This window comes from Acidobacteriota bacterium, assembly GCA_016713675.1.
Taxonomy (GTDB): domain Bacteria; phylum Acidobacteriota; class Blastocatellia; order Pyrinomonadales; family Pyrinomonadaceae; genus OLB17.
Window position 1 is genome coordinate 197,086 of record JADJOS010000005.1, and the last position, 13,835, is coordinate 210,920.

Consider the following 13,835-nt stretch of genomic DNA (forward strand, 5'->3'; position numbering starts at 1 on the left):
ATGAAAAAGAGAATTCTTGCCCTAAGTCTGTTTTCGATGGCGTTGATCACGGTATCGTATTTGGCCGCAAATGCGGTCAAGGCGAACGGCTATTATCTTGAGATAGCCGCCGGTGCTCCGCTCTTACAGAACTGGACGGATACGACTCTGCTCAATGGCCCCGACGATTGGACACAGATCGTCGCGATCGAGGCGTTTACCGGTGCCAATCTGGCTCCGATGCGCGGTTCGGACGCAAGAACCATCCTTGCCGATAATGCGTCCGGAACAATGCGTGTCGTTCCAAATCAAACTGATCCTGTTAGTTCGACAGCCGATGCAGTTGCTGAATTCGAGATAGCGAATCCTACGATCGCATTAAAAGGCTCAGATTCCTCGTCGGCGCCGAATCTCGTGATCCATGTGAATACCACCCAAGGCTGTGCCGGCAAAGCAGTTACGGTTCGATATGATGTTCGCGATATTGACGCATCGCCGGTTGACGCTGTTTCACAGGTAAATACCCAGTATCGAATTGGCGGCACCGGCCCGTACATCAACGTACCATTCGGCTATCTCGCCGACGGCACGACGGGCGTGGGCCAGGCGACCGCGGTCAATTCTCGATACATCACACTCCCGCTCGCGGCAACAGGACAGCCGATGGTGGATATACGGATCATGACGGTCAATTCTGCCGGAGCGGACGAATGGGTCGGGATCGACAATATCGGCGTCGATTGTGTCATGGTGAGTGCGGGAACGGCTGTGGTTACGGGGCAAGTGAGAGATTCGCAGGGCCGCGGTATTGCCAAAGCCCGCATCACCGTCACCGATCCGAACAGCGGCGTGACCTATACGGCGATCTCGGGAGCTTTTGGGTATTATCACTTTGATGGCCTCGAGGTCGGTTCGACCTACATCATTTCCGTCGGCCACAAAGGCTACACGTTCAGAAACACGACACAGTCGTTAATGCTGCTGCAATACACGGATGGTGTCGACTTTGAGACGAATTAGCGTGTTGCTGCAATTCCGTAAGCGAGTGCCCTGCGTCAGAAAGCGGGGCATTTTAGTGCCGGTTTGCTCTCGTTAGCATCAACGGCTAAAATTCAAGCTAAACAGAATGAAATTATCTACGCCCTGGCAGAAGCAAAACCCAACGAGCAGACTGCAAAAGCTGACCGATGAATACCGCGTACTCGAGGCGCGCCTCAAACTCGGCGGCGGCACCGAAAAGATCGAAAAGATACACAAACAAGGCAAACTGACCGCTCGCGAACGGATCGACTTGCTCCTTGACCCCGACTCGTTCCAACAAGAGATCGGCTTACTCGTCGCTTATGATCAATACGACGGTCAGGCTCCCGCAGCCGCAGTCGTTACCGTCGTCGGCAAGATCCACGGCCGCGAATGTGTGGTAATCGCAAATGACGCGACGATCAAAGCCGGAGCATGGTATCCCGAGACTATCAAAAAGATCCTTCGGGCTCAGGAGATCGCGATGCGCAACCGCGTGCCGATCATCTATCTGGTCGATAGTGCCGGCGTCAACCTGCCGTACCAGGGCGGTGTCTTTCCGGGGCAATACGGTGCAGCACGCATCTTTTACTACAATTCGATCATGCGGAAATACCTCAAGGTCCCGCAGATCTCGGCCGTCATGGGAATGTGCGTCGCCGGTGGGGCATATTTGCCCGCCTTAAGCGATGTGATCCTTATGGTCGAAGGCACCAGCTTTATGGGCCTAGGCGGTGCCAATCTCGTCAAAGGAGCAACGGGCCAATCCATCGACAACGAAACCCTCGGCGGAGCCATGACCCACAACGCCATCTCCGGCGTCGCCCACTTCCGGACCAAAGATGACAAAGCATGTTTGGAGAAAATAAGGGAACTCGTCAGTGAACTGCCGGCAAAAGAACCAACGCGCGTGTCGGTCGTTCCGAACTCCCCTCCTTACAAAGAAGGGGTGGCAGCCGCTTCGGCTGACGGGGCGGTTCTCTCCGACGAGCATTCGCTCTACAACCTGCTTCCCGAAGACCACCGAGCACCGTATGAAATGCACGACGTCCTCAACACCTTTCTCGACGAAGGCGGCATCGACGAATTCCAAGCCGACTTTGCCAAAGAGATGATCTGCGGAACTGCCCGCATCGGCGGTATTCTCGTCGGTGTGATCGCAAACAGCCGCGGCATGTCGAAAGGGAAGCCGGGAACTCCGCCGCGATTCGGCGGGATCGTCTATACCGAATCTGCCGAGAAGACCGCGTATTTCATCGAGAACTGCGACCGCCATTCTACGCCGTTGCTCTTTGTACAGGACGTCTCCGGCTTTATGGTCGGTGCTGAGGCTGAACACAGCGGCATCATCCGGGCCGGTGCCCGTTTTGTCGAAGCAATGGCGACCGCCGCCGTGCCTAAGATCGTCCTGACGATAAACCACGCCAGCGGTGCAGGTTATTACGCGATGGCCGGACAGGGCTTCGACCCCGACTTCATCTTCTCGCTCCCGACGGGCCGCATGGGCGTCATGGAAGGCGATTCCGCCGCCCAGGCTATCTACGGGACCCAGATCGAAAAACTCAAAAAAGAGGGTAAGGAACCGCCGCCCGAAATGCTCGAAGAAATGCAAAAGGTCCGCGAAACCTATGACCGCGAACTTGACGCCAAACATGCCGCGGCCAGAGGTTTGGTCGATGCAATTGTCACCCCCGAGGACCTTCGGGAGTCGTTGATGTTGGCTTTGCAGACATGTTTGAATACTAACCAACCCCACATTGGAGCCTTCGTCCTTTAGAGTGACAGTGACCTGGAAGTACCAATATGCGAACTCCTAACTTCGTTTTTTGTTTAACCTTATTCGTGTTCATTTACGGCAACGCCTATGCTCAGACTGTTCCCGCAGATTCGGAGCCCGTGATCAAAGGATCCACCAGCTACCAGCTTCCACGGTCAGCGATCGACGCGGGAATTGATGGAACCATTACTGTAGCGATACGAATTGACGAAAGCGGAAAGCCAAAGGCATTGGCTCTGATTTCCGGGCCCATGTGGCCGTGCGGTTCGACGCCGCAGGCCGCTCTGAATGACCTTTCCGCTACGCTGTCCGAGACGTTGATGAAGGTCGAATTCACACCTGCGGTAAAGAAGGGCAAGCCTTACGAGACGACGATCGGCCTGACATTCAAGCTAAAAAACCCAAATATCAAACCGGCAAAGGTCGAGCTCGACCAAATGACCGGCAAACCAAAGCCTGCGATGATCAATGCAGGTGTCGTTAACGGGAAGGCCGTATCACTCCCGAAACCGGCATATCCGCGCGAAGCAAGGATGAACCGCGACGGCGGTGCGGTCTCGATCCAGGTGGTGATCGATGAAAAAGGGAATGTTATCCGGGCCGGGGCCGTCAACGGGGCACCTTCGCTCCAATTTGCCTCACGAGATGCTGCCTGCGGTGCCAAATTCGAACCGACGCTCCTTCAAGGAAGCCCGATCATGGTCTCGGGCGTAATAACTTACAATTTCGTTCCATAAATGATGTGCGGCCGCCTTTGATCGTGGATTCTCAGTATAGATCTAATGTTGTTGATTTTGACGTACTTCGAATGGACTCGCGTAAACCACTCGGATTCGAGTCGATAAGATCTCTCAAACATCAAGTGGATGGTGTCCAGACCTGTCGAATCAGAACTGATAACGGGGCTTTGTAGTATTACATCGGCATCTTCTCCGCTTCTCCTTATCTTGTTTTCAGGATTTCTACTTCGATTAGAACTTTCCTCAACCCAAGCAGGGCCGCAATACGTCAAGTAGTTCAGAGCTGGAGTTATTTCATGTTTCCTCGGCTCCGAACGCGGCCTTGCTCTTTATCGCTTCACTTGAGCCGCTGCGCCGGATCACTTTCACATTCCCGATATCGAATCATTATCTTCGAGTAATTTGTCCGGTCGACCTCGATCTCTTTCTGTAGCCAGCCAGCTTTCTTAAGCAAGCGCATGGCCTACATTTCCTGCTTGGTCCGTTAATTTCTGTCAGCCGTTGTCTCTTCGATGACATCCGCAATGATCGAATAAGTCGAAGTCGTCGAACCCGTCAAACTTGTCGCCCAAATGGCTACGAGACGAGCGGTTTTCGGTCCCGTTGATGGATTTGATCATATTCGTCGGAGCTGTCGGCTTGGTCGGTTTTATCATTTTTACTGATTGAGCGTTGAACGGGGATTTATGACGGAATTATGTAAATGACCGCCGAATTACTCAAAAAAAGCAATTGTCGCAAGGCCCATTTTTATTGTCGCCTATGGGCTGTGGGAATGTTGCAGTACCACAAAACACTGTTGCAACCAGCCTTTTCGACTGTCGCAAATGCCGAAAAATAGACCTAAAACTCAAAAATATCGTTTTTTGTTGAGTTATTTGTGGTACGTACCACAATTTGATCGATAGAGGTAAAAATACACGATCGGTCATTTTACAGGGGGAAGATTTTTCTTCCGTTTTTCCTCTCGAAAAGCTATAATCACAAGTGCCATGTCGCTCGACATTGGTTTCCGATCCTGCCTGCTGACGTTCCTGTCACACTTTTCGATAATGAAACAATACATCCTTCCGGCGTTTGTGCTGTGCGCAGTTCTTTCGATCTTCGGCATCTCTGCCAACGGCCAAAAAAAGGCAGAGTCTAAGCAAAACGGAGCTATCACACAGGTCGCTGACTTTGCCGGCCAGGTGACCGTTGTCATCGTTAAGTCTGCCGGCAAAGCCGCCTGGGAAACGACCAAGTTCACCGCAAAGGACATTGCCAAGCCGATCATACTAGGCATCGCTAAACCGCTGCTTCTGAAAGCCGCACCAAAGCTCTCGATGTTTGCCTTAAAATTAACGGGAAACGCCCTAAAAAAGGGCATCCCATTTGCCGGCAAGCTTGGACTGGCGTATCTGAAGGCTAAGCTTCCGATCTGACGAGTTCATCGTAGTCCGCGATCGAGGACTCGATCACGCGGTAGCTTTCTTCGCGGCCGTATGAATAGGCAATCTCGCAGATATTCGGTTCGTCGGGCAGTGATTTATAGGTCAGGAAATAGTGTTCGAATCGTTCGAGAATGCCTTTTGGCAATTGGCTGATCTCGGTATATTGCTCGAAGACCTTGTCGCCCTTGAGCACGGCAATTATCTTGTCATCCGCTTCGCCGCCGTCGATCAGGCAAAAACCGCCGATCGGCGTCGCCTTAAGAATAATGTCGCCGCGTGGGATGTGGTGTTCGCTTAGCACCAAGATATCAAGCGGATCGTTATCACCGTCGCTTATGGCTTTCCCGCTTTTTGATCGTGCCATATCCGCGATACGCGTTCCGCAATACGTCCGAGGAATAAATCCGTAATTCGCTGGAACCACATTTGAATATTGCTGCGGCCGGTCGATCTTAAGGTAGCCGGTTTCCTTATCAACCTCATATTTTACCGTGTCACGCGGCACGATCTCGATGAAAACGGTGACTTCCGCCGGGGAGTTCCCGTTGATCGGAATGCCGTGCCACGGGTGCGCTTTGTTTGTTCGAAACATAACCTCTATTATTTAGTTCGCGGCAACAAATGTCTAACGAACTACTCATCGAACGAAGCGGCGAGACAATGATCGTCCGATTTACAAGGCCCGAGATCCGAAACCCGTTATCTCGCAAAGTCGTCGAACGGCTGCACGAGATCGTCGAAGACGTCGCAACAAGCGATATTCGCGGACTGATCTTCACCGGCAGCGGCGATGCGTTTGCGAGTGGTGCTAACTTAAACGAGATCGCCGCACTTTCAGCCGACAAAGCGCCCGAATTCGCGCGTCTCGGCCAGTCTCTAATGCAAAAGATCGACGAATTACCGCAGCTTGTCATCGCCGCGATCAACGGCCACTGTTTCGGCGGAGCGTTAGATCTGGCATTGTCGTGCGACGTTCGCATCGCATCGCCGAATGCGAAATTCGCACATCCCGGAGCCGGTCTCGGTATCATCACGGGCTGGAGCGGAACGCAGCGTTTGCCGCGACTGATCGGTCAGGGGAACGCACTCGAGATGTTCTTTACAGCGTCCCCGATCGATGCCGAACGTGCGTTACAGATCGGCCTTATTGGCTCGATTGCTGAAGATGTGGTCGGGGCCGCTTTATCAATCGATGTCGGATAGCCGATAATGTCTTTATGAAAATACAACTTGTAAAACTCGCCCATGCCCGCTCCGGCGATAAAGGCGATACCGCAAACGTCGGCGTGATCGCTCTCAAGGACCAGATCTATCCGATTCTCGTCCGCGAAGTGACCGCGGAAAATGTCAAACACCACTTCGGCTCTATGGTCCAAGGCAATGTCGAACGATTTGAGCTACCAAATCTCGGAGCCCTTAATTTCCTTCTGCACGGCAGCCTTGGCGGCGGCGGCACGCTCAGCCTGATGACCGATGCACAAGGAAAGACATTCTCGACCGCGTTACTTCGGATGTTTGTTGACATAAGCGACGCAGAAGCAAAGGATCTAGGCCTGTCAGTGGGCTAGAATACGCATACAATTGGAGACATAATGAACGCACGACTGATCTGCTATCTTTTTCTTTTTCACTTGTAACAACTACTCTTGCCCAGTCGTCGCCTTCGCCTTCGACGTTAGGTTTTACTGGGCGATCGTCGGGTGAACAGCGGGAAAACGAGGCGAAGTTTGACTCGTTCTTAAGTGCTGAGAACCAGCGTGCTTGGATGAAACGCCTTTCCGCACGTCCGCATTATCTTGGCTCGCCTTACAATAAGGAAAATGCCGAGTTCATGGCATCGCTGTATAGATCGTGGGGCTATGAGACGCAGATCGAAGAGTTTCACGTGCTGTTTCCGACGCCGAAAACGCGTCAGGTCGAGATGACCGCACCTGAGAAATTCACGATGAAGCTCAACGAACCCGCCGTCGCTGGCGATGCCTCATCGGAGCAGCAGAGCGAACAGTTACCGACCTATAACGCATACTCGATCGACGGCGACGTAACGGCGCCCGTCGTTTATGTAAATTACGGAACGCCTGCCGATTACGAAGAACTCGAACGCCGCGGCGTCAGTGTCAAAGGAAAGATCGTGCTTTCTCGTTACGGTGGAGCATGGCGTGGCATCAAGCCGAAGGTCGCCGCTGAGCACGGCGCCGTCGGCTGTATTATCTATTCCGATCCTCGCAACGACGGCTATTACCAAGGCGACGTTTACCCGAAAGGCGCTTGGCGAAATGAGAATGGCGTCCAACGCGGTTCGGTGATGGACATGCCGCTTTATCCCGGCGATCCGCTGACTAAAGGCATCGGCTCCACAAAAGACGCAAAGCGAATCGACATCAAGAACGCCGAAACGCTGACCAAGATCCCTGTCTTGCCTGTTTCCTACGCTGACGCTCTGCCAATTCTCAAGAATCTCGACGGCGCTGTTGTGCCTGACGCGTGGCGCGGAGCTTTGCCTGTTACATATCATTTCGGCGGTTCGACGCCGACCGTGCGGATGAAGCTCGAATTCAACTGGGACACGAAGCCGATCTACAATGTCATCGCCAAGATGAAGGGAACTGAGCTTCCCGATCAGTGGATCATTCGGGGCAATCATCACGACGCTTGGGTGAACGGTGCCGACGATCCGACCAGCGGCCAAGTCGCGATGCTCGAAGAGGCACGCGGCATTGCCGAGCTCGCAAAGACAGGTTGGAAACCTAAACGCACGATCGTTTTCTGCTCATGGGATGCTGAGGAAGAAGGATTGCTTGGCTCGACCGAATGGGTCGAGACGCACGCGGCAGAGCTTAAACAAAAGGCCGCCGTTTATATCAACACCGATTCCAACGGACGCGGATTCCTCGGCATGGGAGGTTCGCACACGCTGGAAAAATTTATCAACGAAGTCGCCCGCGATATCTCCGATCCGCAAACTAAGATGTCGGTTTGGGAGCGTGCGAGAGCGAATCAAGTCATAAACGGTTCACCCGCCGCGCGCACCGAAGCGATGTCTCGCGGCGATCTGCGGATCGGAGCATTGGGCTCAGGCTCCGACTTTACACCGTTCCTGCAGCATCTTGGGATAGCATCGCTTAATCTCGGCTTCGGCGGCGAGGACGGTGGTGGTTCATATCATTCGATCTACGATTCGTTTGAGCACTACACTCGGTTCGGCGATCCGGGTTTTCAATACGGCATCGCTCTGTCGAAAGTCTGCGGCCACGCCGTGATCAGGCTGGCGAGTACCGAGACGCTGCCGTTTGAGTTCACGAACTTTGCGGACACCATCGGCGTCTACGTCGGCGAAGTCACACGCCTGACCGACACCATGCGCGAAGACACCAAGGTCCTCAACCAACAGATCGCGAGCGGGATGCTCAAGGCGGTGCAGGACCCGACCGAAACTTTCGTCGTCCCGAAACAGAAGGACGCCGTCCCGTTCGTCAATTTCGCTCCGCTGCAGAATGCTCTCGCTAAATTGCAGGACAGCGCGAAGAACTATCAGAAAGCCGCTGGCAAAACGCTCTCGCCCGCTGCTCAAAAAGACCTCGACCGCATCCTGCTCAATACCGAACGCACTCTGACAAATCCAAACGGCCTGCCGCGACGCGATTGGTTCACTCACCAGATCTACGCTCCGGGATTTTACACTGGCTATGGCGTCAAGACTCTGCCGGGCGTCCGCGAGGCAATCGAACAGCGTGACTGGAAAGAAGCAGGCGAGCAAATTCTCATCGTCTCGAAAACACTGGAGAACTTCGCCGCAGAGATCGATAAAGCCGCAAAGCTTTTTTAAGATTTGGAACCGCGAAAGTCCACTAAAGCCCACGAAAAATAGATCGTGCCTTATTTAGTGTTATTTCGTGTAATTTAGTGGTTACTTCTTATGCCTGATGTATTAGTTACAACCGAAGGTGCGATACGCACGCTCACGCTCGATCGGCCTGATAAACGCAATGCGTTGAATGATGCGTTGATTGCGGCGTTGAAGGATGCTTTGCGTGAGGCCGATGCGGACGAATCGCTGTGGGCGATCGTGATTCGAGGGGCGGGGAAGGATTTTTGTTCTGGGGCGGATCTTAGTGCTTTGCAGAAGATCGCGACGGCTTCGTATGAAGAGAATATTGAGGACGCTCGCGGCTTAGCTGAGTTGTTTGCGTTGATCAGGAGCGTTCGGGTGCCGGTCATTGCGGCGGTGCATGGAAGGGCTTTGGCGGGCGGGTGCGGGCTTGCTTTGGGGTGTGATCTGGTTGTTGCGGGTGAATCCGCTAGGTTTGGTTTTCCGGAAGTGAAGATCGGGTTTGTTCCGGCGATGGTGGCGGCGATATTGCGGCGGAATCTTGGGGAAAAGAAGAGCTTCGAGCTGCTCACCCAAGGCTTCGAGTTCACCGCCGCCGAAGCGTTGCAGCTCGGCCTCATCAACCGCGTCGTCCCCGACGACGAACTCGCCGCCGCCGTGATCGACTTCGCCGACGTTTACACAAAAGTCAGCGGCTCCGCCGTCGCGATGACCAAACGCCTCCTCTACGACATCGACGCCGACACCTACCAAACCGCCATCGAAAAAGGCGTCACCGTCAACGCCACCGCCCGCATGACCGACGACTGTCAGAAGGGAATTGCCAAGTTTCTTAAGAAAGATTAACGACGAAACAGTACCAATGTGAACGCAGGTTTTCGTGTCATTTCGTGCAGTTTCATGGTTACGTTCTTACGCTGCGATGATCTCAACCTTTGGCGTGATCAGCGACTTCGGGATCAGGGCCGGGAAGTAGGCCATGATCTCTTCGACTTTGGGGCGGCCGCCGGCGAAGCCTGTGACGGAGGGCGGGCCGGTGAGGATTAGTGGGGCGATCTCTTTTGTGAAGCGTTCGACGTCGGCTTTGTTTTGGCTGCGGACGCCGATGCGGAGTTGGACTTCGGGGATGTCGCGGTCTCGTGCGGGAGAGAGAACCACCCCGTCAGCCGAAGCGGCTGCCACCCCTCCTTCGTAAGGAGGGGAGCCTGACTCGCGGCCTGCGGTCGCAAGAGCGAGGTGGCCGTGGGTGGCGTTGACGCCGACGTATTCGGTTAGGATGACTTCGAATTCGAGGCCTAGGTTTTTTAGGCGTTCGCGGAGGATCTTGTCGGCGGCTTGGGCTTTTTCTAGAGCATCTGGCCATGAATAGACTAATGTGCCGACGGATTTGTAGCCGCCGGTGTAGGCGATGGAGACTTTGTAGAAATCGGTCTTTGGGTGGCCGGTGATGCCGTGGACGCGGACGCGGTTGTCGCCGGCGGGTTCGAGATTGATCGACGCGAAATCGGCGACTACGTCGGGCGTGATGTACTCGTGCGGGTCGCCCATTTCGTAGAGGAGCTGCTCTTTGACAGACTGAATGTTGACGCGGCCGCCGGTGCCTTCGTGTTTGGTGACGATGAAGGTGCCGTCGGGTGAAGCTTCGACGATCGGGAAGCCGATGTTCGCCATGTCGGGGATGTTTTGCCAATCGTACTGGCAGTTGCCGCCGCTCGATTGGGCACCGCATTCGATGATGTGGCCCGCGATCGTGCCGGCCGAGACCTTGTCCCAGTCGTCAAAGCTCCAGCCGAATTCGTGCATCAGCGGTGCGAGCGTCAGGCCCGTATCGGTCAAGCGGCCGCCGACGATGACGTTCGCGCCTTTGCCTAGAGCCTCTACCAACGCTTCGGCACCGAGATAGACGTTGGCGGACTGGACTTTGTCGCGGATCGCGGACAAAGGCGTACCGTCGTCCATGCTGTTGATCGCGACGCCGTCGGCGATAAACTGATCGAGCCGATCGAGAACGTCATCTCCGGTGACGACGCCGATCTTTACTTTGCCTTGCAGGCCGAGCTCGCGCGCGACGTTGGCGATGGCGTTCGCACAGCCTTCAACGTTGACGCCGCCGGCGTTTGAGAGGACCTTGATATCTTTTTCGACGCAATCGGGCAAGATCTCGCGCATTAGTTCGACGAAATCGCGGGCGTAACCGGCCTCGGGATTGCGTGAACGCTGCTTTTGCAGGATCGACATCGTTACCTCGGCCAGATAATCGAGCATCAAGTAATCGATCGGCCCTTTGCGAACCTGATCGACCGGCGCCGTCAATAGATCGCCCCAAAACCCTTGCCCACCTGCAACTCGTACGGTTTGTTTCATGTCTATAATTATTGTTCCGCGAGGGAGCTAGTAAGAGGAACTGTTTCCAAAGCCGCAGGAAGACAGACCGCAAAATAAGAAGGCTGCCATTGCTGACAGCCTTGTTTATTTAGTTAATTCGTTTCGGTTTGCCTACAATGAAGTTGCGTGTCTTAACGTACGTCCATTTACCGCCGCGTTTTACTTTGTGATACGTCCATTTGCCGCCTTTCTTGCCTTTGCGATATACCCATTTACCGCCGACCTTTGTGCGATGGTAAACGGTCTGCGTACCGCGTTTGGTTTTGTGAGCGCCTTTTTTGACCATGCTCACAACGTCTTGCGTCGGAGCCGCTGTGGTCGGGCTTGCCGATACTACTGTTGCTGCCGAGATCGCAAATACAGCGACCATAGCTAATGCAATTATTCTTTTCATTATTTTCTCCCCTTGTGTCCAGTCTTCAAACTATACGCTGCGAACATTCGCATTTATAAATGTAACGATATCTTCGGTCGATGTGCCGGGCAGAAAGACCTCAGACACGCCGATCGACTTGAGCTTCGCGATGTCTTCTTGCGGAACAATGCCGCCAACGAGAATGAGCGTGTCGTCCATTCCGTTTTCATGCAGCAGGTTAACTATACGCGGACAAAGCGTGTTGTGAGCTCCGCTCAAGATCGAGATGCCGACAGCATCAACGTCCTCTTGTAGTGCGGCGGACGCGATCATCTCCGGTGTTTGCCGTAAACCTGTGTAGATCACTTCCATCCCGGCATCGCGAAGTGCACGTGCGATCACCTTCGCACCACGGTCGTGGCCGTCAAGGCCGGGCTTTGCCACCAAAACTCTGATCTTTCGTTCGCTCATTAATATGATTATACGTGTGCGAGGGCAAACTCGGAAATTTGCCTTTTAATACTCCATGTTAGGCGATGCAAATACGCACCGCAGTTTACTTACAATGCCTTTTCGCTCACGCATTTTGCCCACATCTCAAACAAGCCGTGCGTGTGTATCCAACGCGGATTGTAGCTCTTGATCGGCTTGATGATGCCGTATCGCGGCGTTTCGGTCTCCTCGATAAAGCTGCCGAACATACGATCCCATATTATCAGTACGCCTGCGTAGTTCTTATCGAGATACATTTCGTTCACGCCGTGATGCACTCTGTGGTGCGAAGGCGTATTAAATATGTACTCGAACCACGCGGGGAACTTATAAATTACCTTTGTATGTATCCAAAACTGATAGATCAGGTTGAATCCATGCATCGTCGCAAACATCCATGGGGCAAATCCAATGAGCATCAGCGGTGCGTAGAATATCCAATGCAGGATGCCTGAAAACCAACTCTGCCGAACTGCAACGCTGAGATTATATTCTTCGCTCGAATGATGCACGACGTGGAAATTCCAGAACAAACGCGATTCGTGGCTGACGCGGTGAAACACGTAATACAGAAAATCGTCCGCAAAGAACAACAACGCCCACGTGTACCATGCCTCAGCAGGGAATTTGAACGGTGCGATCTCGTAGAAATACAAGTACAGCAGCCCAGTCCCAAGCCCGAACAATGCGCCGAACACCACGCTCATGAATCCCATGAAAATGTTGCCCCAGGTATCTTTCCTATCCTTGTATTCCCCGTCATTTTTGCGAAGGTGCCACCATGCCTCCGCCGCGATCATCAGGGCGAAGAATGGAATGGCAATAACGGTCGGTCGCAGCATAACTAAAGGATAAAGGCGAAAGTATCATGGCACAAGCCCGCACGAAGTAAGGGCGTATCTTCCAACGTTGAGTGAAACGCCCTTACGATCGTACGGGCTTGTGCCAAAGAACTTGCCGGACTTACAATGCTTTCAATGAAACGCTTCATAAAGATCGCCGTTCTTATCCTCGCCATCGCTTTTATCGCTATCCAGTTCTTTCAGATCGACAAGACGAATCCGCCGGTCGTGCAGTCTGAGACGATCGAATCAATGACCAGCGTTCCGCCCGATGTTTCGATCATCATGGGCAAGGCATGCAACGACTGCCATACGAACAAGACAGTCTATCCGTGGTACTCATATATCCAACCGAACGGCTGGTTCCTCAGATCGCACGTCGATGACGGCAGGAAGGAGATGAACTTCAGCAAATTTGCGACGTACGACGACAGAAAACGTGCGAAAAAGCTCGAAGAGATATGCGAAGAGGTCACCGCAGGCAATATGCCGCTGCCTTCGTACACATAGATCCACCGCGATGCAGTCTTAACCGACACCGAGAAGAAAGCGTTGTGCGATTGGACGAAGTCAGTTGCCGGTAGTCGGTAGTCGGTCGTGGAAGATACAACCAAACAACTAAAGATCGACGCGAAGAAACGCGGAGTGAGCGCTGCGAGGTATCCGCGAGTGCAGAGCAGTCGAAGCCACCGAAGGCGAGCGAGAAGAACCCAGCGGGACGGAAGACTTTGCGGAACGTGGCGGTTTGAGGTCGCGATGGAATTTTCACGGCATAGAAGACTCCGCGAATAAAAGCGTAGCCGACATGCTAATGACTAGTGGATGCAGCGTTCGCCCGCACAACCAATGCCACCCAAACTCGTTAGCGATCTGGCAACATGAAAATAGCCCTTCCGTTAACCGTAATCCCACGGCTTCACGTGGGGCTTATGATCATGATGGCGCTCAAAAATATTCAGCCCGATTGCCGCACGCATATCCATATA

General features: G+C 53.6%; 14 protein-coding genes. 9 read left to right on the top strand and 5 right to left on the bottom strand.

Annotation, left to right across the window (positions count from 1 at the left end; translation table 11 throughout):
• The 4 genes from IPK01_17705 to IPK01_17720 all read left to right on the top strand — a co-directional run bounded on the left by IPK01_17705 (position 1) and on the right by IPK01_17720 (position 4,937).
• The gene (locus IPK01_17705) at positions 1-999 is read left to right on the top strand and encodes a carboxypeptidase regulatory-like domain-containing protein (protein ID MBK7935269.1); all 999 of its coding nucleotides are present in this window, start codon (positions 1-3) and stop codon (positions 997-999) included.
• Between the two features lie 106 nt (positions 1,000-1,105).
• Positions 1,106-2,776, top strand: coding sequence for an acyl-CoA carboxylase subunit beta (locus tag IPK01_17710; protein MBK7935270.1), 1,671 nt, complete (start codon positions 1,106-1,108; stop codon positions 2,774-2,776).
• 26 nt (positions 2,777-2,802) lie between these two features.
• Positions 2,803-3,513, top strand: coding sequence for a TonB family protein (locus IPK01_17715; GenBank protein ID MBK7935271.1), 711 nt, complete (start codon positions 2,803-2,805; stop codon positions 3,511-3,513).
• A 1,055-nt stretch (positions 3,514-4,568) separates the two neighbouring features.
• Positions 4,569-4,937 (top strand): hypothetical protein, encoded by a 369-nt coding sequence (locus IPK01_17720; protein ID MBK7935272.1) that lies wholly within the window; start codon positions 4,569-4,571, stop codon positions 4,935-4,937.
• Here the strand turns inward: IPK01_17720 and IPK01_17725 are convergent.
• Positions 4,921-5,538: an inorganic pyrophosphatase gene (locus tag IPK01_17725; GenBank protein ID MBK7935273.1), complete on the bottom strand. Its 618-nt coding sequence runs from the start codon at positions 5,536-5,538 to the stop codon at positions 4,921-4,923. The two genes, IPK01_17720 and IPK01_17725, sit on opposite strands and share 17 nt — an antisense overlap.
• Positions 5,539-5,567: 29 nt before the next feature.
• On the opposite strand from IPK01_17725, the gene IPK01_17730 reads away from it, so the two are divergent.
• The 4 genes from IPK01_17730 to IPK01_17745 all read left to right on the top strand — a co-directional run bounded on the left by IPK01_17730 (position 5,568) and on the right by IPK01_17745 (position 9,621).
• Complete coding sequence (locus IPK01_17730) at positions 5,568-6,149, top strand: enoyl-CoA hydratase/isomerase family protein (protein MBK7935274.1); 582 nt, start codon at positions 5,568-5,570, stop codon at positions 6,147-6,149.
• Between the two features lie 14 nt (positions 6,150-6,163).
• Entirely contained in the window at positions 6,164-6,514 is a 351-nt protein-coding gene (locus tag IPK01_17735) for a hypothetical protein (protein MBK7935275.1), read from the top strand.
• Between the two features lie 197 nt (positions 6,515-6,711).
• Positions 6,712-8,772, top strand: coding sequence for a M28 family metallopeptidase (locus IPK01_17740; protein MBK7935276.1), 2,061 nt, complete (start codon positions 6,712-6,714; stop codon positions 8,770-8,772).
• 90 nt (positions 8,773-8,862) lie between these two features.
• A complete protein-coding gene (locus IPK01_17745; protein ID MBK7935277.1) occupies positions 8,863-9,621 on the top strand; it encodes an enoyl-CoA hydratase/isomerase family protein in 759 nt (252 codons plus the stop codon).
• A gap of 66 nt (positions 9,622-9,687) precedes the next feature.
• Here IPK01_17745 and IPK01_17750 read toward each other — a convergent pair whose 3' ends face one another.
• The 4 genes from IPK01_17750 to IPK01_17765 form a co-directional block, all read right to left on the bottom strand.
• Complete coding sequence (locus IPK01_17750; protein ID MBK7935278.1) at positions 9,688-11,139, bottom strand: DUF1446 domain-containing protein; 1,452 nt, start codon at positions 11,137-11,139, stop codon at positions 9,688-9,690.
• A 109-nt stretch (positions 11,140-11,248) separates the two neighbouring features.
• Positions 11,249-11,554: a hypothetical protein gene (locus IPK01_17755; protein MBK7935279.1), complete on the bottom strand. Its 306-nt coding sequence runs from the start codon at positions 11,552-11,554 to the stop codon at positions 11,249-11,251.
• A 30-nt stretch (positions 11,555-11,584) separates the two neighbouring features.
• Positions 11,585-11,986 (bottom strand): cobalamin B12-binding domain-containing protein, encoded by a 402-nt coding sequence (locus IPK01_17760; GenBank protein MBK7935280.1) that lies wholly within the window; start codon positions 11,984-11,986, stop codon positions 11,585-11,587.
• 89 nt (positions 11,987-12,075) lie between these two features.
• The gene (locus IPK01_17765; GenBank protein MBK7935281.1) at positions 12,076-12,849 is read right to left on the bottom strand and encodes a sterol desaturase family protein; all 774 of its coding nucleotides are present in this window, start codon (positions 12,847-12,849) and stop codon (positions 12,076-12,078) included.
• A 135-nt stretch (positions 12,850-12,984) separates the two neighbouring features.
• Here IPK01_17765 and IPK01_17770 point away from each other — a divergent pair, with 135 nt between their 5' ends.
• Positions 12,985-13,359, top strand: a complete 375-nt coding sequence (locus IPK01_17770) for a heme-binding domain-containing protein (protein ID MBK7935282.1) — start codon at positions 12,985-12,987, stop codon at positions 13,357-13,359.
• Positions 13,360-13,835: the final 476 nt, after the last annotated feature.

What these genes read in the sequence shown, in the direction of transcription:
- IPK01_17745 (MBK7935277.1), top strand. Translation starts at nt 8,863, where the DNA reads ATGCCTGATGTATTAGTTACAACCGAAGGTGCGATACGCACGCTCACG.
- IPK01_17705 (MBK7935269.1), top strand. Translation starts at nt 1, where the DNA reads ATGAAAAAGAGAATTCTTGCCCTAAGTCTGTTTTCGATGGCGTTGATC.
- IPK01_17755 (MBK7935279.1), bottom strand. Translation starts at nt 11,554, where the DNA reads ATGAAAAGAATAATTGCATTAGCTATGGTCGCTGTATTTGCGATCTCG.
- IPK01_17715 (MBK7935271.1), top strand. Translation starts at nt 2,803, where the DNA reads ATGCGAACTCCTAACTTCGTTTTTTGTTTAACCTTATTCGTGTTCATT.
- IPK01_17765 (MBK7935281.1), bottom strand. Translation starts at nt 12,849, where the DNA reads ATGCTGCGACCGACCGTTATTGCCATTCCATTCTTCGCCCTGATGATC.
- IPK01_17770 (MBK7935282.1), top strand. Translation starts at nt 12,985, where the DNA reads ATGAAACGCTTCATAAAGATCGCCGTTCTTATCCTCGCCATCGCTTTT.
- IPK01_17740 (MBK7935276.1), top strand. Translation starts at nt 6,712, where the DNA reads ATGAAACGCCTTTCCGCACGTCCGCATTATCTTGGCTCGCCTTACAAT.
- IPK01_17730 (MBK7935274.1), top strand. Translation starts at nt 5,568, where the DNA reads ATGTCTAACGAACTACTCATCGAACGAAGCGGCGAGACAATGATCGTC.
- IPK01_17725 (MBK7935273.1), bottom strand. Translation starts at nt 5,538, where the DNA reads ATGTTTCGAACAAACAAAGCGCACCCGTGGCACGGCATTCCGATCAAC.
- IPK01_17760 (MBK7935280.1), bottom strand. Translation starts at nt 11,986, where the DNA reads ATGAGCGAACGAAAGATCAGAGTTTTGGTGGCAAAGCCCGGCCTTGAC.
- IPK01_17735 (MBK7935275.1), top strand. Translation starts at nt 6,164, where the DNA reads ATGAAAATACAACTTGTAAAACTCGCCCATGCCCGCTCCGGCGATAAA.
- IPK01_17720 (MBK7935272.1), top strand. Translation starts at nt 4,569, where the DNA reads ATGAAACAATACATCCTTCCGGCGTTTGTGCTGTGCGCAGTTCTTTCG.
- IPK01_17710 (MBK7935270.1), top strand. Translation starts at nt 1,106, where the DNA reads ATGAAATTATCTACGCCCTGGCAGAAGCAAAACCCAACGAGCAGACTG.
- IPK01_17750 (MBK7935278.1), bottom strand. Translation starts at nt 11,139, where the DNA reads ATGAAACAAACCGTACGAGTTGCAGGTGGGCAAGGGTTTTGGGGCGAT.